21 protein-coding genes are annotated in these 25133 nt (G+C 45.2%); 2 read left to right on the top strand and 19 right to left on the bottom strand.

Going from position 1 to position 25133, the window contains the following annotated elements; genetic code table 11:
* Positions 1-15: 15 nt before the first annotated feature.
* A complete protein-coding gene (locus MUN89_RS03330; protein WP_244711390.1) occupies positions 16-1425 on the top strand; it encodes a DHA2 family efflux MFS transporter permease subunit in 1410 nt (469 codons plus the stop codon).
* A 35-nt stretch (positions 1426-1460) separates the two neighbouring features.
* On the opposite strand, the gene MUN89_RS03325 is transcribed toward MUN89_RS03330, so the two are convergent.
* On the bottom strand, positions 1461-2648 hold the full coding sequence (locus MUN89_RS03325; RefSeq protein ID WP_244711389.1) for a cation:proton antiporter: 1188 nt from the start codon (positions 2646-2648) through the stop codon (positions 1461-1463).
* A 162-nt stretch (positions 2649-2810) separates the two neighbouring features.
* Between MUN89_RS03325 and MUN89_RS03320 the strand changes: the two genes are divergently transcribed.
* Positions 2811-4049 (top strand): dicarboxylate/amino acid:cation symporter, encoded by a 1239-nt coding sequence (locus tag MUN89_RS03320; RefSeq protein WP_244711387.1) that lies wholly within the window; start codon positions 2811-2813, stop codon positions 4047-4049.
* A gap of 130 nt (positions 4050-4179) precedes the next feature.
* On the opposite strand, the gene MUN89_RS03315 is transcribed toward MUN89_RS03320, so the two are convergent.
* From MUN89_RS03315 to MUN89_RS03230, 18 genes are all read right to left on the bottom strand, one after another.
* Positions 4180-6267: an LTA synthase family protein gene (locus MUN89_RS03315; protein WP_244711385.1), complete on the bottom strand. Its 2088-nt coding sequence runs from the start codon at positions 6265-6267 to the stop codon at positions 4180-4182.
* Between the two features lie 227 nt (positions 6268-6494).
* Entirely contained in the window at positions 6495-6707 is a 213-nt protein-coding gene (locus MUN89_RS03310) for a hypothetical protein (RefSeq protein ID WP_244711383.1), read from the bottom strand.
* Positions 6700-7875, bottom strand: coding sequence for an ArsA family ATPase (locus tag MUN89_RS03305; protein ID WP_244711382.1), 1176 nt, complete (start codon positions 7873-7875; stop codon positions 6700-6702). Before MUN89_RS03305 ends, MUN89_RS03310 begins: the two co-directional genes overlap by 8 nt.
* Before the next feature lie 177 nt (positions 7876-8052).
* Positions 8053-8538, bottom strand: coding sequence for a MarR family winged helix-turn-helix transcriptional regulator (locus tag MUN89_RS03300; protein ID WP_244711380.1), 486 nt, complete (start codon positions 8536-8538; stop codon positions 8053-8055).
* Between the two features lie 341 nt (positions 8539-8879).
* Positions 8880-10196 carry an MFS transporter gene (locus MUN89_RS03295; protein WP_244711378.1) on the bottom strand — a complete coding sequence of 439 codons (1317 nt, stop codon included), beginning with the start codon at positions 10194-10196 and terminating at the stop codon, positions 8880-8882.
* Between the two features lie 398 nt (positions 10197-10594).
* Entirely contained in the window at positions 10595-10909 is a 315-nt protein-coding gene (rhaM, locus tag MUN89_RS03290) for an L-rhamnose mutarotase (protein WP_244711376.1), read from the bottom strand.
* 26 nt (positions 10910-10935) lie between these two features.
* Positions 10936-11706: a DeoR/GlpR family DNA-binding transcription regulator gene (locus tag MUN89_RS03285; RefSeq protein ID WP_244711374.1), complete on the bottom strand. Its 771-nt coding sequence runs from the start codon at positions 11704-11706 to the stop codon at positions 10936-10938.
* Positions 11707-11837: 131 nt separating this feature from the next.
* Complete coding sequence (rhaA, locus tag MUN89_RS03280; RefSeq protein WP_244711372.1) at positions 11838-13091, bottom strand: L-rhamnose isomerase; 1254 nt, start codon at positions 13089-13091, stop codon at positions 11838-11840.
* Positions 13092-13094: 3 nt separating this feature from the next.
* Complete coding sequence (rhaB, locus tag MUN89_RS03275; RefSeq protein WP_244711370.1) at positions 13095-14510, bottom strand: rhamnulokinase; 1416 nt, start codon at positions 14508-14510, stop codon at positions 13095-13097.
* Between the two features lie 136 nt (positions 14511-14646).
* Positions 14647-16716, bottom strand: a complete 2070-nt coding sequence (locus tag MUN89_RS03270; RefSeq protein ID WP_244711368.1) for a bifunctional aldolase/short-chain dehydrogenase — start codon at positions 16714-16716, stop codon at positions 14647-14649.
* Between the two features lie 237 nt (positions 16717-16953).
* Entirely contained in the window at positions 16954-17502 is a 549-nt protein-coding gene (gene hxlB, locus MUN89_RS03265) for a 6-phospho-3-hexuloisomerase (RefSeq protein WP_244711366.1), read from the bottom strand.
* Complete coding sequence (hxlA, locus tag MUN89_RS03260; protein ID WP_244711365.1) at positions 17502-18128, bottom strand: 3-hexulose-6-phosphate synthase; 627 nt, start codon at positions 18126-18128, stop codon at positions 17502-17504. The genes hxlB and hxlA overlap by 1 nt, the downstream gene beginning before the upstream one ends.
* Positions 18129-18217: 89 nt before the next feature.
* Entirely contained in the window at positions 18218-19207 is a 990-nt protein-coding gene (locus tag MUN89_RS03255; RefSeq protein ID WP_244711363.1) for a LacI family DNA-binding transcriptional regulator, read from the bottom strand.
* A gap of 135 nt (positions 19208-19342) precedes the next feature.
* Positions 19343-20638 carry an MFS transporter gene (locus tag MUN89_RS03250; RefSeq protein ID WP_244711361.1) on the bottom strand — a complete coding sequence of 432 codons (1296 nt, stop codon included), beginning with the start codon at positions 20636-20638 and terminating at the stop codon, positions 19343-19345.
* 1 nt (position 20639) lies between these two features.
* Positions 20640-21599, bottom strand: a complete 960-nt coding sequence (locus MUN89_RS03245) for a sugar kinase (RefSeq protein ID WP_244711359.1) — start codon at positions 21597-21599, stop codon at positions 20640-20642.
* Positions 21587-22369 carry a sugar phosphate isomerase/epimerase family protein gene (locus MUN89_RS03240; RefSeq protein ID WP_244711357.1) on the bottom strand — a complete coding sequence of 261 codons (783 nt, stop codon included), beginning with the start codon at positions 22367-22369 and terminating at the stop codon, positions 21587-21589. Before MUN89_RS03240 ends, MUN89_RS03245 begins: the two co-directional genes overlap by 13 nt.
* Positions 22370-22799: 430 nt before the next feature.
* Complete coding sequence (pdxA, locus tag MUN89_RS03235) at positions 22800-23807, bottom strand: 4-hydroxythreonine-4-phosphate dehydrogenase PdxA (protein WP_244711356.1); 1008 nt, start codon at positions 23805-23807, stop codon at positions 22800-22802.
* Entirely contained in the window at positions 23770-25107 is a 1338-nt protein-coding gene (locus MUN89_RS03230) for a four-carbon acid sugar kinase family protein (RefSeq protein ID WP_244711354.1), read from the bottom strand. Before MUN89_RS03230 ends, pdxA begins: the two co-directional genes overlap by 38 nt.
* Positions 25108-25133: the final 26 nt, after the last annotated feature.

Raw genomic sequence — 25133 nt, 5'->3', positions numbered from 1 at the left:
AGAAGGAATATTGACATGGCGGAAGAACAAGCACAGCAGCAGGAAGCCATCAACCGGGTACCGTTGATGATTGTATTAATTTCTGGTGCATTCGTTGCAATCTTAAACCAAACATTGCTTGCTACTGCGCTGCCGAAAATCATGGCTGACCTTCAGCTTGATGCAAATACGGCCCAGTGGCTGCAGTCGATTTTTATGCTAGTAAATGGCATCATGATCCCTATTACTGCTTTTTTAATTGAACGATTTACAACACGGAGACTGTTTATGACGGCCGTAGGACTGTTTGCAGTTGGAACTCTCATCTGTGCGCTCGCACCAAACTTTATTGTCCTTTTATTAGGAAGAATTCTGCAGGCATCAGGAGCGGGAATTATCCTTCCGCTTATGCAGACCATACTGTTTCTTGTCTTCCCGATTGAAAAGCGAGGGGCAGCGATGGGAATGTTCGGGTTAGTAATTGCCTTTGCTCCAGCTATCGGGCCCACACTGTCAGGATACTTAGTCGAGCATTTTCCTTGGAGAAGTTTATTCTATATTATTTTACCGATCGCTATCTTAGATATGTTCCTTGCTTACTTTATCTTAAAGAACGTAACCAAACAGACGTTTCCTCGCGTGGATACACTGTCAATTATTTTATCGACCTTCGGCTTCGGAGGATTGCTTTACGGATTTAGTGTAGCTGGTAATGGAGGCTGGGGACACCCTGAGGTCATTATTTCGCTCATCGTTGGAGCGATAGCCCTGACGCTGTTTATCCTGCGCCAATTGAAACTTGAAAAACCCATTCTTGAATTCCGGATTTTCAAGTATAAGATTTTCACGTTAACGACGGCCCTGGGCATGGTGACCTTTATTGCGATGATTGGCGGAGCGGTTATCCTGCCGATCCTTATGCAGAACATGCTTGGATTCACAGCATTCGAATCAGGCTTAATGCTGCTTCCAGGCGCCTTGCTCATGGGAATTATGAACCCGATTACCGGGCGGCTGTTTGACAAGTTTGGCGCAAAGTGGCTGGCGGTTATCGGACTTGCGCTGCTTGCCTTTTCCACCTATATGTTCACAGACATTACTCCCGAGACCACATTCACGTACCTCGCTGTGGTGAATGCAGTAAGAATGTTCGGGATAGCTATGGTGATGATGCCTGTAACTACAGCAGGGTTAAATCAGCTGCCACAGCATTTAATGCCGCACGGAACAGCAATGAACAATACGATGAGACAGGTTTCCGGCGCCGTTGGTACCGCTCTGCTCGTCTCCATTATGACGAATCAGGCGCATCCATCGGAAGGAGTCACCGGTCTGATACACGGCGTGAACGTTTCCTTTATCGCTGCGACGCTTATCGCCCTTGTCGGTGTCATCTTAGCCTTTTTCATTAAGCATTCCCAGCCGGAAAAAGAATACGGTGTATAGTGAAATCCATCTCCCGTTTTTACACGGGAGATTTTTTATTTCACCATTTTTCTAGCTAAAGGATAAATCCCGATGCTCTGCAGGACTAATGACAGCACGACTACCGCGAAACTGATAGACAATAGTTGATCCCCTTTTCCAAGGAGCTGGGCGTGAAGGCTTAACAAAAGGAACACAGACATCGTTCCCCGTATACCCGCCCACGAAATAAGCGAAGCCCGTTTCCAATCAATAAATTCCCGCCATCCGCTGAATAATTGCATGGAAGCAGCAACCACCATAAACCTTACTACAACGGAGCCCATAAATATGACAATGGCAAGGATCCAGGAAATCGACGTTAAGTATTTCGTAGCTTCAATTCCAATTAATAAAAACACAAGCGAGAGCAGCGATGGTTCCACAACATCCCAGAACCCAGCCAGGGCCTCCCTGTAATGATCTTCTTTATTCATGTGGTCAAACTCCCAGGAAATCATGATCCCGGCTGTTACCGTAGCCAGTACTCCGGAAAAGCCGAGATGTTCTGCCAGATGAAAGATCCCATAGGCAGTGACAATACTGAGCATGACCTGATACTGTTTGTGATGCGTAATATGAACGGCCCGGCTGCAAAGCCAGCCTATCCCCAGTCCGAGAACGATCCCTCCAATAGATACATAAAGAAATTCGCCAAAGAAGGACCATATATGAAAAGATTGACTGTTGACATACATGCCTGCAAGCACCCCGAATAACACGACACTCGTTCCATCATTAATCATCGACTCCCCATCCACAACATCAGCGACACTCGGGTCATTTGATGACTGCTTCAGAATTGAGACTACAGAGACAGGGTCCGTCGGAGTCAGAATGGAAGCAGCGAGAAAAGCACCGGCCAAGGAAATAGGAAAAAACCAGCCAGCGACTACATACATAAGCAATCCCAGCAATAAAGCTGTCGAGATTAAACCGACGGTGCTGAGCACACCAATAATACCGGCATACTTGCGCAGCGCCTGAGGAGAATATGTATAGGCTGACGTAAATAACAAACCCGGAAGAAACACATCATAAATCACCGTTTCAGATACTTGAATAGTTGCAAAATAAGGAACAAAAGATAAGATCATCCCCGTCAACAGGAGGAGAACAGGAACGGGAAGGTTTTTTTGCTTTTTATCAATGGTAAATATGATATAACCGATACTTAGCAACAGGACAACCTGGGAAGCAGACACGTAATATCTCTCCTTTTTATTTGAATGATTTTATAGGAACTCCCTGTCACAGAAGCAAAGATTTTGACAGGAATGGCAAGGATCAGCTATTTTTATAGAACTGAATACTGAGTAAGCTTATCTGATTTCATGAATTTTAACTATCTTAAAGGAGGTTCAAGCATGAAAAAAATTTGGCAAGGTTATTTAGAAGCGTCTCTGATTAAAAAGATCACCATTGCCTTAACCGCCGGTATAGTCGTCGGGTTGATTTTCGGTGAGGACGCAGCTGTATTAGCACCTTTGGGAGATTTATTGATGCGGTTATTAAAGTTTGTGATTCTCCCGCTCATTCTGTTCACCTTGATCATCGGCGTCAACCAGACGAGTATTAGCAGTCTCGGACGGATGGGAGGAAAAGTCTTTCTCTATTATCTCATCACGTCAGCAGCAGCTATGATCGCCGGAATACTCATAGCAAGCATTTTCAACCCTGGGTCAGGTACTTCTTTAACCGGAAACGAAAGCTTCGAAACACCCGAGAATCCTGGAGTTGTTCAGGTCTTATTAAATATTGTCCCTGATAATATCATAACAGCCTTTACGGAAATGAATCTTCTCGGAATTATTTTTACTGCAATTGTATTCGGGATTGCGATTTCCTTTTTAAGAGCTTCTGATTCGTATAAAGAGATCGGGGAGCAGGTTTATCAAGTAGCAAGCGGCCTGAATGAAGCTACACTCGTTGTCATGAAAGGGATTCTTCAGTATGTACCGATTGGGATTTTTGCTATTATTGCTAAAGTTGTCGGCAATCAAGGCACAGAGACTCTATTATCTCTGGGAAAATTTATTCTCGTATTGTACGCGGCGCTTCACGTCCAGCTTGTGCTCTATATTCTATTTCTTACTTTGGCAAAAATCCGCCCAGCGTCGTTTTTCTCAAAAGCCCGCACACCAATGCTGACAGCTTTTGTAACGCAAAGCAGTTCAGGTACGCTGCCGCTGACCTTAGATGCTGCAAGAGGACTCGGTCTCAAAAAAAGCCTATACGGATTCAGCCTCCCGCTCGGAGCCACGATTAATATGGATGGTGCGGCAATTCGGATTGCGGTGTCTGCTGTTTTTGCAGCCAACGTTATTAATGATCCGTTAAGTTTTACCGCAATCCTGCAAATTGTGATTGTCGGAACGCTTGCCTCTGTTGGAACCGCAGGAGTTCCTGGAGCGGGTATTATCATGATTGCAACGGTCTTTTCACAGGTGGGACTGCCCATGGAAGCTGTTGCTCTTTTAACAGCTGTCGATGTGCTTGTCGGTATGGGCTGTACGGCTCTAAATGTCACCGGTGATCTCGTCGGAACTTCGATCATTAATCGCACGGAGAAGTCTTCTAAGTTCACTGCTTCCTCAGAAACGTAAAAAAAGTCTTCAGGGTTTCCTGAAGACTTTCAATTTGTTGAGGAGGAAATTTGAACTTTGGATCGCCCGCTTTTCCACCGAGGTCTCGTAATATCTACCCCACTGAAATGCGGAATTCCATGAAAAACCTCTACGGGTTTCCGTTATACAAGAGAGATTCCGTATACTGTTTTCCTGCTAATAAATCATATTCCAGCAGACGGTATTGATTGAGCAGCTGCTTTTGTTTATCCGTTAAATCAGTAATGATCTGATTCTCGTCATCGAGCTTCACATTTGATTTGATTCCGTTAAACTCACTGTGCACTTCCGATAAGAACGAGTAGAAAGGGGATACCTCCAGCCCTGCATATTGAAGCACCATGGATGGGAAGAATACAGGACTCACCGTCCCCAGATCCTTTTGTTCGATTGGAAAATTCGCATACATGAACATCGGAGTCTTGGAGTACATGACGTCCTCTTCCGCTTTTGACTTTCCCTCAGCGAAATGCGTTTCTTTATATAATGCTTTATTGTCCCCGAGGATCGGCAAGTGATCGCCCCAGAAGACGACAATGGTCGGTTCATCCAATTGTTCAAGCTCGTCAACCAGCATCTGCATGGCTACGTCCGATCTGCGGATTCCTTCGACATATTCTTCAAGTACCGGTGTCTGCTCTTTAGATAATCCTGAAACTTCAATATCCGGATGTTCATAGCGATCACCGCGGTACGGAAAGTGATTCTGCATCGTTACGCTATGAACAAAGGTCGGCTCCTTATGATCTTTAAGTACCTTCAATATTTCTTTCGACACAGATTCATCAGCCACATACCTGCCCGAATATTTCTTGAAGGTAATGTCCTCCACGCTGATAAAATCATTAAACCCAAACCGGTCGTACACGCGGTTCCGCTTATAAAACACTTTATTATTCGGATGATAAGCGGTCGTGTAATAGCCCATATTGTTCAGTGTCGACACTAACGTAGGGACAGGCGGCTGTTTTTCGATCATCTCCTGATAAGGAATCGTTCCTTCTTTTAGAAAGGCCATGGAGTACCCTGTCAGTGCCTCAAATTCTACATTAGCCGTGCCACCGCCAAACATAGGGGACAAAATATTTCCGGATGGGTACTCTTTCATCAGTTTCCTGATATGAGGCATCGGATCCGCACTGAATGTAACATTCGGAAGTCTTGTCGGATCCCAAAACGCCTCACTCATTAAATAAATGATATTAGGTTTTTCCTTAGGTTTTGTATCCGGATTAAAAACGCTGACCGCACTTTCCTTTTGGAGCTCCTGGGCAATTTCTGTGACTTGTGATTTGTTATACTTGTCCGGCTCTTTAAACTGATCACCCTGAAGATTCGAGACAAAGGCAAACAGAAAGCCATTTTTCTTAAAGTTTGTAAGCTGGTTCCAGCCTACCGCTTTAATCTCCAACTTCTCCAACCCTTGTTTAACAAAAGTGCTTTCGTAATACGTACAACTGTACAAGAGAAATGCAGTGACAGGAATGAGCACTAGTCTCGCCCACCAAACCGTTTTGATCTTCGGGAGAAACGGCACTAAAAACAGCAGGATGACAATAGCCACAAGGACAGCCGTAATCCGTCCAAACGATAAGTAACCAGCGATCATCGGCAGCACTTCCTTCATATGGCCAAGCTGTTGAAAGTCAGCCGGATAAAGGGGCTCGCTGCGAAAGTTCATTTTGTTGTAATGGACATAAGCAAGTGCAGTTCCTACTGTGGTAAAAAGAATCATCGATAAATACACATTTCCGAAAACAAAATAAAACAGACAGGCAAACAAAAACAAATAGAGCACACCGATCAGGAAGCGGGCACGGTTTTCCTGAATCCAGTCGATTGCCCTGTCCGGGTGCATAAATTCCTCTGCTGCTTGAAAAATAAAGTTCACAAAAACTGCGGAAGCAATGAGCATCACGAGTAAGATGAGGATTTTACATCCTCTCATAAGGACTTTATGCTCCTGGATCTTTACCAGCAGCTTCAACTGGAGAGGGACTGTTAATAACAGCAACCCTCCTCCAATTAATACGAGCATCCCGAAAAATTTTGTATGTACTTGAACCCAGTCGATTGCTGGATTGGTTTGAAACGAATGACTCGCCCACTGATAAATCGATAGAACCAGCAACGAGATAAATAGATTTCCCACCACGAACGCAATACCGGCGCCGACCTTTTGCATAGCTTGTTTCATACCTTCACTCTCCATCAAGTAACGCATTAGAAGTTCTTATTGCATTATATTACAAATGTAAATCTAATGTAAATTTTGTGTTAAGCACAGCCTTATAAAGGCAAATAAAAAAACAGCCGGGATTTACCAGCTGCAGTCTGTAGAAAAATCTACTCCGAGCGAACCTGAAGATAAGGTTAAAGCTCAGGAAAGTTGAAAACTTGAAGGGTCATATGAAAAGTGATCAATTAATCAATTGAAACATTCTTCAATTCACTTGATTTCTTTGTATCTTCTGTGGGAGTATTCTCTATTTCTTTAATTCCTTCATTAACGGCTTCCAGAATTGTTTTTCCCGCACCCATGATTTGTTTTGATAACTCTGGAGGTAAATGATCCATTACACTTTTAGATACTTTCAACTTATGCTTGATTAAACATTTAATAAAGGATTCATTCATTTTGACCGCCCCCAAAATAAATTCGTAATTTTTCATTCTCAAATTTCGCTTTATAGATAGAATAGTCTAACAGCGTTCTAGGCAAGGTAATATTGCGTTTGATATTCCCGATTTTTATTATGAGCTCATCCCCCTTCTGATTTAGTGACAGCTCATTTTTCTGAACAAACGGCATCTCAATCTCCATCATGTAACCGTCCCCATCGCTGATTATCTTTTGGGCTCGACCTTTATACTTGATTTCAATCGGATCCTCCTCTTTGAAAACTTCCTTCCCCATTCGGTCAAGCATCGTCATTCCAACTACTTCCTTCTCAAAAAGGGGGGCATTATAAATAGGAATGGGACTAAAGCTTTCTTTAATGTCTTTTTTGTATTTCTTTTGGATGTCCTTCCATGATTGAAAATACGTATCCGTCACCTCATCAGGTATAACACGATTGATGACAACGGCATCGATATTGAAATCGTATAGATTCAAATAAGTAAAGCTCCGCTGCGCTTCTTTTATGACCATTTTTTCTGGATTCACCACGACTCGAATACTTGTTGTATCCCGTTCGGAAAAAATCTGTTTCATTTCATCTAATTGGTAATACATTCTATCAATTTCCTCTAACACTTGCCCAGAAGGCATCGGGATTTTCGTAATCGATTGGGCTATCGGTCCAACAACTTTAACAGCCTTCTTTTTCAAAGGGAAAAGTTTTTCCATCCACCAGCGAAGCATTTCCGGAAAACTCAGTAATGCTAGTGTTTCTCCTGTTGGGGCGCAATCAATAATAATGACATCATAAAAATCTTCTTTATAATATTTTAAAATTCTTAATAGGCTGAGAAGGTCCTCCATACCAGGAAAAACCGTTAACTCTTGTGTAGTAATATCTTTCACTGCTTTACTTGTAAAAAGTTCCGTCAGATAACTCTGAACCTTTCCCCATCCCTCTTCCACTTCATGAATCGTATCGATTTCATGCGCCCACAAATTCGCAGCTGCCTCTACTGGCTCATTTGTCAGCTTCATATCAAGGGAATCTCCCAGACTATGTGCTGGATCTGTACTGATGACAAGCGTTTTCTTTCCCTCTTTTGCACATTTAACCGCTGTTGCAGCCGCCACACTTGTTTTTCCCACTCCGCCTTTTCCCGTGTACAAAATAATTCTCATGTTTCTTCCTCCTTTTTATTCATTAACCGAATAGTACGTAAAACGAAGTATTTATCAAAAAATTAAGCATTTCAGCTACTGTCGCCAAAAAACTTAATATTTCTTACAATGGATCGTACGGATTACGAAATATTGGTTAAATGAAAATCCAAGCCTCCCAAGCTTTTCCTACAGAAGCTATTCAATCTCGATTTTTTTAATCGAATGATTATCTTCCGGCTGGACATGATCTTCACTTAACTTTTTCTGAACACTACTAATGATTTTTAATACAATCTGAGTTAGGAATTGTTTCTCTTCTTCTGTCAAATTGTCTAAAACGACATTCACATAACTTGAAACCATATTCATAATCTCTTTAACCAAACCAGTTCCTTTTTCAGAGAGCTTCAAAATCACGATCCTTCGATCATGTTCACTTCTACACCTGTGTATAAAACCGTTCTTTACGAGTCGATCCGCAATTCCTGTCGCCGTACTCATAGGAGAATTTAAATACTCTACGATTTCCCTCATCGTAATTTCTTTCCGTTTATAAAGATATAACATTGTTAAAATCTCTGATTTAGAAAATTTCAAATCAAGTTTAAGCCATTCTTCAGGGAAAAATAATTTTTCGATATGATTAAAAAATAGATCTTCCAGATTATCAAAATCAGTCATTGTATCACCTGCCGAATAATTCGTCTTACGAAGTATTATGGTTTTACTGTATAACTGTTTGTTTCGTTTGTCAAGTTGAATCCATACTTTACAATTATAAAACCATCTTCTCCGGTAAGGATGATCGGATATATGCTGACTATATAATTGGATTTATGTAGGACAGTCCGATGCTGGCACAAGAGATGCCAACATCGAACGTCCCTGCTTCCTGAATTGCCGTGAAAAGCGAGTATCATCTCCCCTTTTTAAACAAAGGGGAGATGATACTTCATACTCACAACCGGGATTCCAGCTATTTCTTTCACCTTAAATACTAAAAGTAAGGGTATGTCTGCCCCCTATGAAAGGGAAGCATCTTTACTTGCGCTATCCATTTTCTTTCCGAATCGTTCTTTTTCTATCTGTTCAAGAGATTTGCCCTGGGTATCCGGTGCCAGCCAGACGCCGATGACGAAATGAATAACGAGAAAGACAATCATCGTAATCCCCGCGATTTGAAATCCAAGCTTGTCCATAACGGTCGGCAGCACAAACGACCATATTGCGATTCCTGTTCTTACAAGGAAATACATGAACCCTTGAGCTCCCGCCCTGTAAGTAGTCGGGAACAGCTCGCTTGCCCACAGGCCGTAAAATGCCTGGGCGCCAATTCCAGCGGCACTCCCCCATAAAATGACAAAAGCAAAAAGGGAAAACCAGTTCATCGGAGCAAATGTGAGAATCAGCCAGGCTGCTATGCCCATGATCGCTCCGATAGCAAAGATCAATCTTCTGCTGTATTTGTCCCCGAGCTTCATAAAGCCAAAGTATGTGGTGAGAACGGTGAGTCCCCAAAGAAATACTTGAAGCAGGTTGGCCTGAACTCCTGACAGCCCGCCTACATTTTCATAAATGTAAGGCATGAAATATCCCATCGCTCCAGCAGTTAAGTTCCAGAATAAATAAATTCCGATTAATAGAAACAACGCTTCACGGTTGACCTTGAGGCTGAATAAGTCTTTAAACGCTCGTTTCGACAGGGCCTTTGTTTGAGCCTGTTCTTTTTCCTTTGTTTTGTTGGCTTTCCAAATGGTAGATTCAGATAGTCCCTGACGAATATACCAAGTAATAAAAGCGATGATGAGTAAATGGACAAAGATCAGACGGCTCCCTAGCAGTCCCAGTGGAGCAAGCAATACGGCAAGCAAAAAGGTTAAAGTCGGTCCGACAGACCAGGCGAACTGCGCCGTTCCGACGTGTGCCGCCCGCTTTTCATGAGGGGCTTCTTCCGCAATATACGTCCAGGAAGCAGGAACCCCTGCTCCGACTGCCACACCTGTGATAACGGTTCCAATTAACAGCATCGGAAAATTGAACGAACAGGCGATCAGCAGCACTCCGAGCATATATACAAGCAAATCGTACGTATAAATAAATTTCCTGCCATATTTGTCACACAAATAACCGCCGATTAAAGCGCCGATTGCCGCGCCAAAAGCGTTGGCACTCACGGCACTGAGCAGTCCGATAGAAAGACTGCTCAGTCCGAGATAGGCCTGCCAAAGAGACAGGCTGCTGGCAGCCGCGATGATCGAACCTGCTTCGATATAGTTCGCCATGGAAACAGAAATGGTCGCTTTCCAACCAGTGGTACTTTTACTTCCTATTCTTCCCACTGCTTCATCTCCTTTCAATTATCTTTTCTGTAATAGTTTTCAGAATAATAAAAATTAAAGCGCTTTATTTTTATTCTATGAACAGAGTATCGATAATTGACAGAAAAGTCAATACAAACAGACATATTTTATTTTTTATTACTAGTTTTTATTTTTATTTATTTCTGTAATTTTGTATATTACGCATCTGTTTCAAACTTAAACAAAAATATCCATTGGATTTTGTGGGTGTACAGGAAAAGATTAGCTGCTGACACAAGAAAGAACCGGAAGCTTTCAACTCCCGGCCCGCCAGCAGATTCTATCGTTCATTTTCCAAGAGTGAACAAGCGGAAAATCCACATAACTAAAGCTTGCAGAGAAATTTTTTGGTTTCCCGGCAAGCTCTTTTTGATTCTTTATGGCAAGTAAAACATATCCTTCAATTCGACAGATACTGGACTGTGATCGTCATTCGTCTCCATAATATCCGCCATATACGCCCACCACCGCCGGCACACGTCGGTCCCGCTCATTTGCTCCCATTTTTCTTCATCTTCAATTTCAAGATAGGCAAACAGCTCGCCGGTCTGCTCGTTTAAAAAAATGGAGTAATTATGAGCGCCATGCTCTTTCAGAGCGGCATTCATTTCCGGCCATAGTTCATCGTGTCTTCGCTTATATTCCTCATAAGAACCTTTGTTGACATACATCACGGACGCTTTCCGTATCATAAGTTCCAAGCTCCTAATAGAAAATTTTAATTCATCAAAGTAACGGTTTTAATAGGGATGTTCAGTTCTTCGAAGGCATTCACATAATCCGCTCTCACATGGTCGTCTGTAAGAACGGAAGAGACATCCGCAAGCCTGCCGATTTGGACGAAGGTACGGATATCAAATTTTGATGAGTCTACCATCAGCACTGTTTCATCAGCGATGTTCATCATCTGTCTTTTAATGAGGGCCTGCCACTCATTTGAATCCGTCAGGCCGCCGCGCAAGTGGACGCCTTTGCACGAAATGAAAGCCTTATCGACGTGATAGGTAGTTAAGGAGTTTTCCGCAAGCGGACCCACGAACGAGAGAGATTTAGGCAGCAGCATTCCTCCGGTAGAAATCACATTGACTTTCTCCTTTTTGCTCAGCTCAACGGCGACTTTGACAGAGTTCGTGATGACCGTCAAAGGCAGATCAGGAAGCTCTTTTGCCATATACCAGGCGGTAGTGCTCGCATCGAGAATAATCTTTTCCCCTGGTATGATTTGTTTGACGGCTTCAAGGGCGATGGCCCTCTTTTCATGTGCATTTGTAATTTCACGTTCCAAATAAGACGTTTCTGATTGCTCTTCCTGCACGCTGACGGCGCCGCCATGGCTTCTTCGCAGCAGGTTTTGTTTTTCCAGCTTTTCCAAATCTCTGCGTATCGTTTCTTCGGTTACAGAAAAGTGCCTGCTTAACTCTGTAACGCGTATGCTTAATTTCTCATTCACTAAATCGACAATTTTACGCTGCCGTTCGGCTACTAACACGCCAAAACCCCCCGGTCCTGCTTAAAGTTTTATTTGTGTGGTTTTATGTGGAATTACGTTCATTTTCTTACTTCTTCACTATAACATATCCCTTCACAGCAGGCACCTGGCAGGCGTTTAACGTTATAAAATCAGCGCTTAGTAAGCACCTCTTTTTCATAGGTGCGGACTTCATTCAGCCACGTCTCTTTCACAGGAACTTCCATCTGGCTGCAATAGTAATCCCAAATCGCTCCAAACGGATACGTCTTGAATTCTTCCAATAAAGTGAGCCGTTCTGTAAAGTCACCTTCCTCCTGCAGCTTCTGTAAATGGTCGTTCGGCATGAGCAGCGCGTATAATAAAGCTTTAATCATGTTCCTTGTCCCGATGGTCCATGCTGCCACCCGGTTGATGCTGGCATCAAAGAAATCAAGGCCGATCCTCACTTGATCGAGCGCATCACAACGTACCAGTTCCAGCGCAATTTCTTTTAATTCTTCATCTAACAAGACGACGTGGTCACTGTCCCAGCGTACCGGTCTTGATACATGCAGCGCTAATTGGTCTGTGTACATCAGCATCGCTGAAATCTTATTTGACACCATTTCAGTCGGGTGGAAATGCCCGGTATCCAACAGACAAAGCTTATGATTCTGCAAGGCATAGCCGAAATAGAATTCATGGGAACCCACTACATACGCTTCCGAACCAATCCCAAACAACTTGCTTTCGACGGAATCCAAATTATAATTTTCACTAATTTCGGATTGAAAGATGCGGTCGAGGGAATCCTTCAGCCGCTTCCGAGGGGTTAAGCGATCACTCGGAAGATCTTTGTAGCCATCAGGAATCCAAATATTCGTAAGCGCAGCTGTACCCAGCTCTTTGCCGAAATACTCGCCGATTTTGCGGCTTGCTTTGCAGTGATTGATCCAGAATTCCCTGATTTCCTCATTTGGATGAGACAAGGTTAAATCATCCGCCGCTTTCGGATGGGAGAAAAGGGTCGGGTTGAAGTCTAAACCTAACCCTTGCTCTTTAGCCCAGTTCACCCAGTTTGCAAAATGTTTAGGTTCAAGCTCATCGCGGTCAACGACTTCCCCCTCTGTCTCCGCATAAATGGCGTGCAGGTTAATCCGGTGTTGTCCCGGGATGAGAGACAGCGCTTTCTCAAGATCGCTGCGCAGTTCTTCAGGAGTGCCGGCTTTACCAGGATAATTTCCTGTCACATCAATCCCGCCGGAGAGCTCATTGGCGTTCACTTCAAAACCGCCGATATCATCTCCCTGCCAGCAGTGAATTGAAATCGGGATCGATTGTAACCGGCGAAGAGCCTCCTCGACATCGACTCCCCACTTCTCGTAGCTTTTTTTCGCTTCCTCATAGGCTTCTTGTACTGTCATTGGTTATCGCTCCTTTACTTTAGGTTGATAAGTTTTTATTGAAAAAGACTGTTTCGTAATCGCTCTCGCTTCGTCCACATCCCTGATTTCTCCTAACGCAATCTTCTGGGCGATAATATTCCCAATAGCCGTCGCTTCCACAGGACCAGCGTCAACGGGCTTCTGGGTGACGTCAGCGATCAACTGGTTGAGAAATTCGTTTTGGGAACCGCCGCCAATGACATTAATTTTTTTGAATTCCCTTTCAAAAATGTCTTCAATTTCTGCGACGGACGTTTGATAGCTGGCAGCAAGGCTGTCAAAGATGCATTTCGCTACCTCTCCAGGATCGTTTGGCACAGGCTGGGAAGTTTCCCTGCAGTATTCCTGGATCGCTGCCACCATATGGTCAGGCTTTAAAAACCGGTCGTCGTTCACGTCTACGATTGAGTGCATGCTGCTTGCTGCTTCAGCCATTTCTACTAAATCAGAAAAAGAATACTGATCGTTGTAATTGCGTTTCACCTCTTGGATCATCCAAAGGCCCATGATGTTTTTCAGAAACCGGAACTGATAATCCATTCCGCCTTCATTCGTAAAATTGTAATCGAGGGCTTTCGTGACACAAATGGGAAAATGGTTCTCAACACCAATCAACGACCACGTTCCAGAGCTGATGTAAATGGTGTCCTCCTGCTGGGGTACAGAGATAACGGCAGAACCGGTGTCATGCGTAGCCGGCAGCACCACCTTCATAGAAAAGCCGAACTCTTCTGCGATCTCCTCCTTCAGACGTCCGAGCTCAGTTGCCGGCGTCTGGATCTCCTGAAACATGTCCTGGTTGATTCCGAGGGTGGCAAGCAATTCCTTATCCCAATGCTTCGTAAATGCATTGACCAGCTGTGTAGAAGTCGCATTGGTGTATTCATTGGCTTTTACCCCTGTCAAAAGGAAGTTTAAATAATCAGGGATCATAAGGAAGGTTTTGGCCTTGTCCAGAATTTCCGGATGCTGTTCTTTTAATGCATACAATTGATAAATGGTATTAAATTTTTGAAACTGGATGCCTGTTTCTAAATAAAGCCGTTCTTTGGAAATCGTTTCAAACACTTCCTCCATCTTTCCATCGGTGCGCGGATCCCGATAGGACACGGGATCCATAAGCAGCTCATCCTTTTCATCCAGGAGGACAAAATCAACCGCCCACGTATCAATTCCAATGCTTGCAGGCTCAATTCCCCGGGCTTTACATTTATGGATTCCACTTTTAATTTCATGAAAGAGGTGGTGGATATCCCAAGAGTCATACGCCCCTTTTTTTGTAACGTGGTTATCAAACCGGTGCACCTCATCCAGCCATAAACGACCGTCATCCACGCTTCCGAGAATCAGCCTTCCACTCGAGGCTCCGATATCAACAGCTAAACTGTAAATTGTCATTCGATTCACCCTTTATTAACGGTTCAATTTAAAACGCTTTCAATAATCGGTCACTAAATACCTTCCTCCTGCTGCAAGCAGGAAAAGAAGAAGAAAAGTGTAATAAAGAATCTTCCCCATTACACTTTTCCAAGGTTTATCTCGTAAAGGCTGCCGGAACACCGCCATCTACGGTGATCATACATCCTGTCGTTTTCTCAGAATGTGAGGAAGCAAAAAAGGCAATCGAATCGGCAATATCCTCCGGATAAATGTTGACTTGGAGCGTAGTCCGTTTACGGTAGTGCTCTTCTAATTCATCCGGGTCTATGCCGTAAGCGGCAGCCCTTTCATTCCGCCAGCTTGAATTCCAAATCGCCGAGCCTTGAAGCACAGCATCCGGCAGCACCGAATTGACTCTTATGCCATGCTGACCTCCTTCTGCAGCGAGACATCTGGCAAGGTGGGCTTCCAATGCTTTCACGGAGCTGTATGCAGAAGCATTTTTTCCGGCGTACACGGAGTTTTTCGAACCGATAAACACCATACTTCCGCCAATGCCCTGCTGCTCCATTTTTCTAAAAGCTTCGCGGCCGACGAGGAAATATCCTGTTCCCAGGACATTCATATTTAAATTCCATTCCTTCAGCGTCGTTTCGGAAATCGGACTGGAAGTCGCGAGTCCCGCGTTATTCACGATGGTATCAAGTCCTCCATAGGCTAACACCGTCTTCGCAAAAGCTTCCTCCACTTCTTCTTCTTTCGTCACATCCATTTTCACGGCAAGCGCACGGTCCACTCCGAACTCTTCGTTGATCTCAGCTGCCAGCTTTTCTGCGCCTTCGATGTTCAAGTCGGCGATCACAACATGAGCTCCGTCTTGGACGAAACGACGGCAGGCAGCACTTCCGATTCCGCCAGCCCCTCCGGTTACAAACGCAATGTGTCGTGAAAATTCGGCTTCCGGTGGAGCGAGAGAAAGCTTGTAGAGTTCAAGCGGCCAGTACTCGACCTGGTAGGATTCCTGCTCATTAAGAGAAACAAAGCTTCCTAGAGCTGCAGCCCCTTTCATGACAGCAATCGCCCGGTGGTACAAAGCTCCGCTGACTCTGGAATTTTTCACGTCTTTCCCTGTATTCACCATCCCGATCCCCGGAATGAGCACGACGCGCGGAGCAGGCTCCACCATCTGGTCGCCCTCTTTCTTATTCCGTTCAAAATAAGCCCGGTACTCTTCCTTGAAGGCTTCAATACCTGACTGAAGCTTTTCAACCAGCTGTTCTTCGTGTTCTTCCTGCGGGTTCCAATCGACGTATAACGGCACCCGTTTTGTATGGACGAGATGATCCGGACAGGCGGCGCCGACTTGAGAAAGCCCGGGCGCGTCATGACTATTCACAAACTCCATCACGTCCTCACCACGATCACAGGTTAAGAGCATCTTCTTCTCATCGCTTACGGATCCGCGGATGACCGGCATCACTTTTGCCAACAGCTTCTCTGCCTCTGATTCCGAAAGTGACGAGTACTTCTCTCCGTTGAAGGCGCTTACTTTTTCGACCTTATCGTGGACAAATAATTCGGCTTCCTGGATGACCTTAATCGTCTGCTCATACGCTTCTCCGGACGTCTCTCCCCATGTGACCAATCCATGCTTCTCCATTAAGACAAGCTCTGCCTGCGGATTGTTCGCGACTCCTTCGGCAATCATTTTGGATAACGTAAATCCCGGCCGGATATAAGGAACCCAGACGAACCGGTCGCCAAACAATTCTTCCGCGATCTGCTTCCCGTTATCGGCACAGCAAATGCTGATAATTGCATCCGGATGAGTGTGATCGACGTGTTTAAATGGAAGAAAAGCGTGAAGCAGCGTTTCAATGGAAGAACGAGGATGACGATGATTAATCATACAATGCCCGAGGTATTCGACCATTTCCTCATCAGACATTTCCTCTCGTTCTAAGAGCGGTTGAATATCGTCTAAGCGCAGCGCTGTAAAGTTTTGCTCTTTCATGGTTGCTAAGTCTGAGCCGCTGCCTTTTACCCACATGACATCCACGTCCTTGCCGCGGAAATCCTTTTCGACCGTTTTCATCGAGGTGTTTCCCCCGCCAAAATTGCAGACAGAACGGTCTGCACCGAGAAGATTAGAACGATAGACGAGCTCCTGCAGTCCTGAGTCTAATTGTTCTGCTTGATTGGTATTCCACAAGTTTTCAACCAACTTGATCCCTCCAACTTTTGAATTTTCTGTTTTTTGTTCTGTTTAAACCATAACATACCTTTGTTTATTTTTGAATACATTTATATTTTTTGAGAAAAGTTTTTGAGTGGATCTTCTGCCTTCGTTATTTGGACAAAAGAGATTCCATTGCGGTTAAGGGGAAGGTAGTAAATCCGCGGGCATAAAAAAACTTGTGAAAAAACCAGAGGCTTCTCCACAAGTGATTGTTTTCTACAGCTACTCGACGTTGCTGTGCTGCTTGAAGGCTTGATCATGACCGATGTCTTTAAGCTCTGCGTAGCTGAGGCAGATCGTATCAAAAACGATATGGGCACATTGGTCAAATAAAGACCCGAGCGGCTGAATCGTCTGCCGTTCGTCCTCCCGGCGGTATTTCGTAGCTGCTGGCACACGCAGCACTTTAGAGGCGTGGGAAGCTAGGTCGGAGTCAGGGTTGGTCGTTACAGCAATGACCTGACAGCCGAGTTTTTTCGCTTTTTCCGCTGTCCACACGACGCTTTTCGTTGATCCAGAGCCTGAAATCGCGACGAGCATATCATCTTCCTTAATGGAAGGTGTGATCGTTTCGCCAATCACATAAACCTCAGCTCCTAAGTGCATAAGACGCATCGCAAATGATTTTGCCATCAAACCAGAGCGTCCTTCACCGATGACAAAAATTCTTCCTGTCCTCTGCAGGTCAGCCGCGATTTCAGTTAATTCAGCTTCGTCTATGAGACTTGTCACCGATTGAATTTCTGAGAGAATCGTCTCCATTTTTCCCATTATTTGACCTCCTCCTGTTTGCTTAATTGCTTCAGCCGGGATGCAGCTGCCTTGCGGTCGGCTGCTTTCGTGATCGCTGAGCCAATTATAACAACCTCCGGACGCAGCATTTGCAGCTTATTAAAGGAAGCTTCCGTAATTCCTCCGGCGACCGCCATTCTCAGCCCCTGGAACATCGAACGGGCCAATTCATTCTTTTGGCCGCCCATTTCCTGTTCATCTTTACTAACATGCTCACAAAAGATCGCCGTTTCAAACGGAAGCAGCTTTTCTTTTTGACTGTCAGACAGATGTAATAAATCAATCATGACTTCTCGCTTATATTTCCCTGCTGTTTCCAGACAGGCTTCAATGGTAGCGGGAGACGCTGCTCCCATAACAGTCATGACATCCGCTCCTGCCTCGAAACAAAGTTCTGCTTCATATTTGGCGTTATCAATCGTTTTCATATCGGCAAGGATCGTTTTGTTGGGAAAACGGGCTTTCATCCTTTTCACACTATCCATACCAAATTCTTTGATCAATGAAGTGCCCACTTCAATCCAATCGACATCGCCTTCTACTTCTCCCGCAATGGATACAGCTTCTTCAATGGTCAGCCGGTCCAGCGCCAGTTGAATGTTCATGCCAACTCCTCCTGTTTCATTTTTAATAAACCGGTTTAGTAAAAAGGCGCAGCAGAGTGCTTGAAGGCTTTGCTGCACTCGTTATTCCTTTACGTCTCCCGAATGACTAACTCACAAGGATAAACATGTTCCTTTGCTTCCACCGGTTCTTTTTGGATCTGCTTCAGCAACAATTCCGCTGCTTTTCTCCCCATTTCCGCAGCAGGCTGTGAAATGGTAGAGACCGCAGGGGTGGAGACCGCTGCGTACTGAATATTATCAAATACGATCAAGGAAAAATCGTCCGGGATGGTCATCTCTTTTCGCTTCGTAAACTTCAGAAGCTCAAGAAACACTCGGTCGTTCCCCGCCAGCAAAGCCGTAGGCGGATGATTGGAGGAAAACATTTTTTCAAGCTCTTCCTGCAGATCGCTGATCGGGTTATTAATGACGTAATCCTCATTCCAGTCGATCTGATAATCTTCAAGACACCTTTTGTAGCCTTCCACCCGTTCCGCTCTCGGTGTAATCGTTAACGATTGGGTAACGATGGAAATGCGTGTATGTCCCTGTTTCACGAAGTGTTCCACTGCTTGATACGCACTCTCAATGTTATTCGAGACAATCCTCGGAAGATTGATATCGCCTGCTTTCCGGTCCATAAACACGACCGGATATTTAGCATGAATCATACTGTCGTAAAGCTCTATATTTTTCCCGGTTGGAAAAATGATCAACCCATCGACTTGTTTAGCCATCAGCATTTCGATATACTTCTTTTCCTTCACCGGATCATCATCGGCATTGCATACGATCGCCTGGATATCTGCATCATAGCAGTACTCTTCAATCGCATGACTGACTTCCGTTGAAAAACGGTGCTTGATGTTGGCGACAATAATCCCGATCATCGACGTTCTTTTCTGTTTTAAGCTGCGTGCTAAATAATTGGGCTGGTAACCAAGCTCGGTGATAGCTTGCTGAATTTTTCTTCTTGTTTCTTCGCCCATATATTCATAGCGTTTGTTCAAAAACTGGGAGACCGTGCTTTTGGAAACACCTGCTTCCTTCGCAACGTCTGCCATCGTCACTCTTTCCATGTCATCAACCTTTTTTCAATAGCATTGTCCTTCTATTGTAATATGACCTCCTTGTTTTATCTACCCTGACCCATGGGAAAGGATGGATGCCGGGACACATCCACCGGCATCTCATCCTTCTATGTCATAGTCAAGTTAGACTGTTTTGCTTTTTAAATTCACTTGTTCTGCCGGGGATTTCTTGCGTTTTTCTCCAGCACTAGCCGCCCAGATCGTCAAGATTGCTGAAGCTAAAAGTGAACCGGACATGAAAATATACGAAGCTCCAAATCCGCCTGTCAGTCCGTTTAAATAACCGACCAAATAGGAGCCAACGAAAGAACCAAGCGCTCCCATACTATTGATTAAAGCCATCGCACCACCAGCCACGTTTCGAGGCAGTAGCTCTGGGATAATCGCGAAAAATGGTCCGTACGGAGCATACATCGCACCGCCGGCAATGATTAACAAGACAAACGACAGCCAGAAGTTGCTTGTTCCTAGTAAATAGGAGCAGTAGAATGCAACGGCACCGACTAATAGAAACGGCCAGACAAAGATGCTGCGCCTTAGCATTTTGTCAGAAAAATAAGAGCCTGTAAGCATAAGAATGACGGCTAATACGTACGGCACGGCAGACAGCCAGCCTGTAGAAACGATGTCCATATTCGGAGCGGCTTTAATAATAGACGGCAGCCACATAACAAAGCCATACACACCAATACTCCATAAGGCATATTGCAGACTTAACAGCACAACGGTTTTATTCTTAAACGCTTCTCGATAGTTTTTGACAGGTTTAATTCCCTGCTGCTCTTTATCCAATGCTTCCTGAAGGGAGACCTTCTCCCCATTAGATAACCATTTGGCATCTTTCGGTTCATCATTCACAAGTTTCCACCAAATAAAGGCCCAGATGATCGCGGGCACACCTTCTAAAATAAACATCCATCTCCAGCCGAAGGAGTGCAGCAGATAACCAGATACGATCGACATCCAAAGCACCGTTGCCGGGTTACCGAGAATGAGGAACGTATTGGCACGCGACCGCTCCTCTTTTGTAAACCAGTGACTTAAGAACACAAGCATCGCCGGCATAACAGCGCTTTCAACAACGCCAAGTAAGAATCTGATCGCAAATAAGAAATTTACATTCGAAATCATTCCGGTTAAGCTGGCCAGAATTCCCCAGAGGATTAAAGACCAGAAAATCAGGACTTTTGCACTTTTATTTTCCGCATAGTGCGCCCCGGGTATTTGAAAAAAGAAATACCCAAGGAAGAACAGGGATCCTAATAAGGAGGAGATTCCCGGTGTAATGTGCAGATCCTTAGCTAGACCTGCAGCGGCACCGAACCCGTAGTTGGCCCGGTCAAGGTAAGCAAGACTGTACGTAATAAAAGCAATAGGAATCAACCGAATCCAGCGCTGTTTTGCTAGAGTTTGTTTCATCTTACTTCGCTCCTTTTAAGTGAGTATTCATAAAATCTTCGAGACTATTTTTATCAGGATAGCCATCGTTATCCCCCGGGGACTGGACAGCTAGAGCCCCAATCGCATTTCCTCTGAACACGGCATCCTTAATCTCTCTTTGTTCCAGCAGCCCGCTGACAAGTCCTACGGCAAAGCCGTCTCCTGCGCCAACGGTATCCACGACGTGAGCCACTTTGATGCCCTGCACGTAACCGCGATCTGTCTTAGTTTGATAGTAAGCACCTTCTTCGCCGAGTTTAACGACGACGAGCTGAACCCCAAGGTCAATATAAAAAGCGGCGATTTCTTCCGGAGTGGAACAGCCGGTAAGTACCTGACCTTCCTCAATCCCGGGCAGCAAAACGTCTGCTTTAGCAGCAGCTTCGTTGGTGACAGCTGTCATTTCCTGCTCGGTGTTCCATAGGGAAGGACGTAAATTCGGATCAAAAGAAACAGTTTTTCCTTCCTTCTTCATAAAATCAAGCGTATGTTCTGCAAATGCTCGAACCGATGACGAGACCGCGAGCGGAATCCCTGTCATATGAAGGTGATCTGCTTTCTTAAAATATCCTTCGTTAAAATCTTCTGTTTTTAAACGGCTGGCCGCTGATCCTTTCCGAAAGTATTGAACCTCGGGATCGCCTTCAAAGACTTTGGATTTAAGCTGAAAGCCGGTAGGATGCTCGGAAGAGGCAAGGACGTGTTCAACGTTGACCCCTTCTTCCTGCAGCCGTTCCATGACAAATTTTCCAAAGGCATCATTGCCGACTTTACTCACCCATCCTGATCGAAAACCAAGCTTAGCCATACCAATCGCAAAATTGGTTTCGGCTCCCGCTAATTCGCGGATAAACCGGCTGACTCTGTGAAGGGGGCCGGTTTCTTCTGCATAAAACATAGCCATTGCTTCACCAAACGTTACGACATCTAATTTTTCCATACTCCATCCTCGCTTTCTAATCCAGCTCTTCCTACCATCTCTACATAAGCCGCTACGTCTTTTTCATCCTGAACCGGAAATTCAAGCGCTTTCAGAATCTCCGCTGAAAACTGACCGGCGGCCTGCTTCCATTGCTCCTCTTCATCTTCAAGCAGCGGAAGCGTGACGAGTTCTCCATGTCTTTCTGTTACGTATTTAAGGTGCAGATAACGCACCCGGTGACCCAGCGCCTGTAGAGCCTCATCCATCTCTTCATTGACAAACTTCCAGTTTCCAACATCAAACGTCATCTCTATCGAGACCCCTTCGTTGGAAGCGGTTGTAAAAAAGTCCTTCAACACTTCAAGACGGCCGCCATAGTCCGTTTGGTCATTCTCTATAAGAATCTCAAGTTGAGGCGACCACCGATCGATCAACTCCCGCAACGAATCGAAAGGCGAACGGGAAGCTTGATAGTTTCCTAGAGAGACCTTAAGCAGGCTGGCCCCGAGACCGGAAGCTTCCTGGCAGATGAGCTCCAGTTCTTCGGAGTTCAATTCCCCATTTTCGCACCAGAGCCCGGCCGGAGCCGAGTACACGACAAACAAGCCATAATCCTTCAGCCTGTCTTTAAGTACGGCGAGCTCTGTGTTCAGATTTTTAATAAGCTCTCTTCGTATTTCCACCCCGTACGCTCCGCCGTTGAAAATCGGAGCAATAAAGGCTGCCTGCCCCTTGTTATACACATCCTGATCGGCGAAGGCGTTTAAGGGGACGATCACTTTATTCATGAAGCAACCCCTTTCCAAAACTTAGGTAAACCGGTTTAGTAAATCGATTTAGTTGAAGTATAAAGGAAATGTAAGCGTTTTTCAACATTTAATTTGGGGGTTTTTTGATTCACCACTTTAGAGGGGGTGCTTTTGGCATACACAAATGCTGTCCATAACGATTCAGATTTCGAAAAGAGAAACGTTTGCTTTCTACTCTCCTGCAGGCAAAAGGTCAGTTGGAGGATGGCACTGGGCATGCCGAACCTAATCGATCCTTTTCCAGCAGTTCCTCCTCTTCGACTTCCAAGATGCCGCCATGTTTTTTTAAGCCTGCCCTGCATTCTGCAAAAGCTATCGTGAGTCACTTGGGGTCACTAAAACGGATCCTGAGAAAAAAACAGCTTACAGTAAAAACAAGAACGTTTTTACTGTAAGCTGAAAAGCTAAGCTATTGAATTCGTTGAGGAGCTAATTCGATGGCCTGTCGAAGAGCTTCGAGCATGCTTTTTTCATCGGCCGCACCTTTTCCAGCGATATCAAAGGCGGTTCCATGGTCTACGCTTGTACGAATAATCGGCAGACCGACGGTAATGTTGACCCCTGCATCAAGGCCGAGGACTTTAATCGGGCCGTGTCCCTGATCGTGGTACATCGCCACCACGATATCAAAATCTCCTCTTACGGCACGGAAAAACAACGTATCCGCTGGCAGCGGCCCCTGGACGTTGATTCCTTCTGACTGGGCCCGTTCTACACCAGGAATAACCTTCTCTTCTTCTTCTCCGTACCCGAACAATCCATTTTCTCCCGCGTGAGGATTAATCCCGCACACAGCAATTTTCGGATCTTTCACTCCTGATTGACTGAGCGTCTGATGCGCCATTTTAATGACGTCGTACACCCGCTCCGGTTCGATTCGGTCGATCGCATCCTTGAGACCAATATGGGTCGTGACGTGAATGACTTTCAGTTTCGGAGAAGACAGCATCATAGAGAAGTTCTGCGTATCCGTGAGTTCTGCTAAAATTTCTGTATGGCCCGGGTATAAGTGCCCTCCCTTGTGGAGCGCTTCTTTGTTGAGCGGCGCCGTGCAGATGGCATCGATTTTACCAGCATTGGCGAGTTCAATCGCTGTTTTCAAATATTCAAAGGCTGCATGCCCCGCTTCTGCAGCGACCTCCCCGAACGGAAGATCCTCAGAAAGCAGGTTCAAATCGAGACAGTACACGGTATTGTCTTCAAGCTCCTGAGCAAAGGAAGTCTCTTTATCAGCCGTACGGAAGGTCAAATCAGCGCCGAGGATGTCCCGGGCTTGCTCCAGCCGCTTCTGATCTCCGATCACGAGCGGGATGGCTTGCTGTCTTATTTCTTCCGAAGCAAGGCTCTTGACGATAATCTCAGGACCGACCCCTGCTCCGTCACCCATAGTGATACCGATGATTGGTTTGTTGTTCATCCTGATTTTCCCCTTTCAGATTGATCATTGCCCGGTAAATGGAAGCATCTGTTCCAAAAGCTCCCGCTTTCGTAACCACATGCACTTTACGTTTGCTGCCTAAAAGCTCACCGAGGGGAATGCCCGCTTCCAGCTGGCGGTATAACTGAATGCCTTTAGCCCCCAGGCTTCTCGCTACATCCTTAGCTGTGTCCCCGCCGGTTAATACGAGGGAGCTTAAAGCTGGGTAACTAGTAAGAATGCGATCTGTCAGCTTTCCAAGCTCATGTGAAATTCGTTTTCCAATTTGCAAGGTGTTCAGCTGCTTCTCCTCAGCCAGCCGGGCAACTTTCTCTCTAATTTCTAACGTGGAAGGGACGTAAAGGACAACATCCCGCCCAGCTTGAAAGGCCTCAACAGCGGCCCGGCAATAGACTTCTGCATATTCATTCCATGAATCTTTCAGCATTTGTTCTGTATCCACAATGACAGGATGGACGCCAGTCTGTTCTGCAGCATAGAGCACTTGCTCCTGTGTAGTTTGTGACAGGCTGCCGCATACAGTGAGTACCGGTCCACCCGGCACGACTTCTTCTAAGTGATTGTTTTCCTGTGTTTCAATCCCAAGCACCTCAGGAAGGACTTCAGCTAATCCTGCTGATCCTGCCCAAATCACTTTGTTACTAATTCTACTTATTCTCTCTGCTATCTTACGCAAATCTTCCATACTCTCAGCATCACAAATGAGGTACGGTGTCTCTCTATCTTTTAATTGATTTATATAATACATCCAGTCGTCTTCACTTTTATGGAGAACATCTGCTGTAAGTAAAGCGGTTTGCTTCCCAGTAGATGCCTCGATTAAGGATGGCAGATGAGCCTCCTTCACTGGATGCTTAGGATCATAAGCAAGTTCCGTACCGGATACCGGCTGTCCGTGTAAATAGTGGACGCCGTCCTTCGTCGTACGGCCATATGGCGGAAAGGCAGGGGCTACCACGACAAATTCCGGGGCATATACCTCTCGGATGGATTCTAATTCCTCTCCCACATACCCGCGGAGTGTGGAATCCATTTTTTTATAAATGTGCGGGTAGCCCTTCTCTATTAAAAACCGGGCCGCAGACTTTGTTGCTTCCATTGCTTCTTGAAGGTCTAAGGCCCGGGAGTCTGTATCGATCACAATCGATTCGCCAAGCTCCATACGGGAGTCAGGGAGCTCGAAAAATACAGAGGTGGCGAGTCCCTTTTCTTTCAATTGAACGCCGCTGTCGTTAGCACCAGTTAAATCATCGGCGATCATTCCAAAACGATAACTCATCGAAATTCCCCATTTCCTTGCAAAAC

This window comes from Halobacillus salinarum, from assembly GCF_022919095.1.
In the GTDB taxonomy this organism is placed as follows: Bacteria; Bacillota; Bacilli; order Bacillales; family Halobacillaceae; genus Halobacillus_B; species Halobacillus_B salinarum.
Note: the sequence above shows the minus strand (reverse complement) of the source record. Positions and strands in the feature narration are given on the sequence as shown.

Excerpts from the sequence above, each read along its gene's own strand:
- MUN89_RS03330 (WP_244711390.1), top strand. The coding sequence starts at position 16 with ATGGCGGAAGAACAAGCACAGCAGCAGGAAGCCATCAACCGGGTACCG.
- MUN89_RS03320 (WP_244711387.1), top strand. The coding sequence starts at position 2,811 with ATGAAAAAAATTTGGCAAGGTTATTTAGAAGCGTCTCTGATTAAAAAG.
- MUN89_RS03315 (WP_244711385.1), bottom strand. The coding sequence starts at position 6,267 with ATGAAACAAGCTATGCAAAAGGTCGGCGCCGGTATTGCGTTCGTGGTG.
- MUN89_RS03310 (WP_244711383.1), bottom strand. The coding sequence starts at position 6,707 with ATGAATGAATCCTTTATTAAATGTTTAATCAAGCATAAGTTGAAAGTA.
- MUN89_RS03305 (WP_244711382.1), bottom strand. The coding sequence starts at position 7,875 with ATGAGAATTATTTTGTACACGGGAAAAGGCGGAGTGGGAAAAACAAGT.
- MUN89_RS03300 (WP_244711380.1), bottom strand. The coding sequence starts at position 8,538 with ATGACTGATTTTGATAATCTGGAAGATCTATTTTTTAATCATATCGAA.
- rhaM (WP_244711376.1), bottom strand. The coding sequence starts at position 10,909 with ATGATACGGAAAGCGTCCGTGATGTATGTCAACAAAGGTTCTTATGAG.
- rhaA (WP_244711372.1), bottom strand. The coding sequence starts at position 13,091 with ATGACAGTACAAGAAGCCTATGAGGAAGCGAAAAAAAGCTACGAGAAG.
- rhaB (WP_244711370.1), bottom strand. The coding sequence starts at position 14,510 with ATGACAATTTACAGTTTAGCTGTTGATATCGGAGCCTCGAGTGGAAGG.
- hxlB (WP_244711366.1), bottom strand. The coding sequence starts at position 17,502 with ATGGGAAAAATGGAGACGATTCTCTCAGAAATTCAATCGGTGACAAGT.
- hxlA (WP_244711365.1), bottom strand. The coding sequence starts at position 18,128 with ATGAACATTCAACTGGCGCTGGACCGGCTGACCATTGAAGAAGCTGTA.
- MUN89_RS03255 (WP_244711363.1), bottom strand. The coding sequence starts at position 19,207 with ATGGAAAGAGTGACGATGGCAGACGTTGCGAAGGAAGCAGGTGTTTCC.
- MUN89_RS03250 (WP_244711361.1), bottom strand. The coding sequence starts at position 20,638 with ATGAAACAAACTCTAGCAAAACAGCGCTGGATTCGGTTGATTCCTATT.
- MUN89_RS03245 (WP_244711359.1), bottom strand. The coding sequence starts at position 21,599 with ATGGAAAAATTAGATGTCGTAACGTTTGGTGAAGCAATGGCTATGTTT.
- MUN89_RS03240 (WP_244711357.1), bottom strand. The coding sequence starts at position 22,369 with ATGAATAAAGTGATCGTCCCCTTAAACGCCTTCGCCGATCAGGATGTG.
- pdxA (WP_244711356.1), bottom strand. The coding sequence starts at position 23,807 with ATGAACAACAAACCAATCATCGGTATCACTATGGGTGACGGAGCAGGG.
- MUN89_RS03230 (WP_244711354.1), bottom strand. The coding sequence starts at position 25,107 with ATGAGTTATCGTTTTGGAATGATCGCCGATGATTTAACTGGTGCTAAC.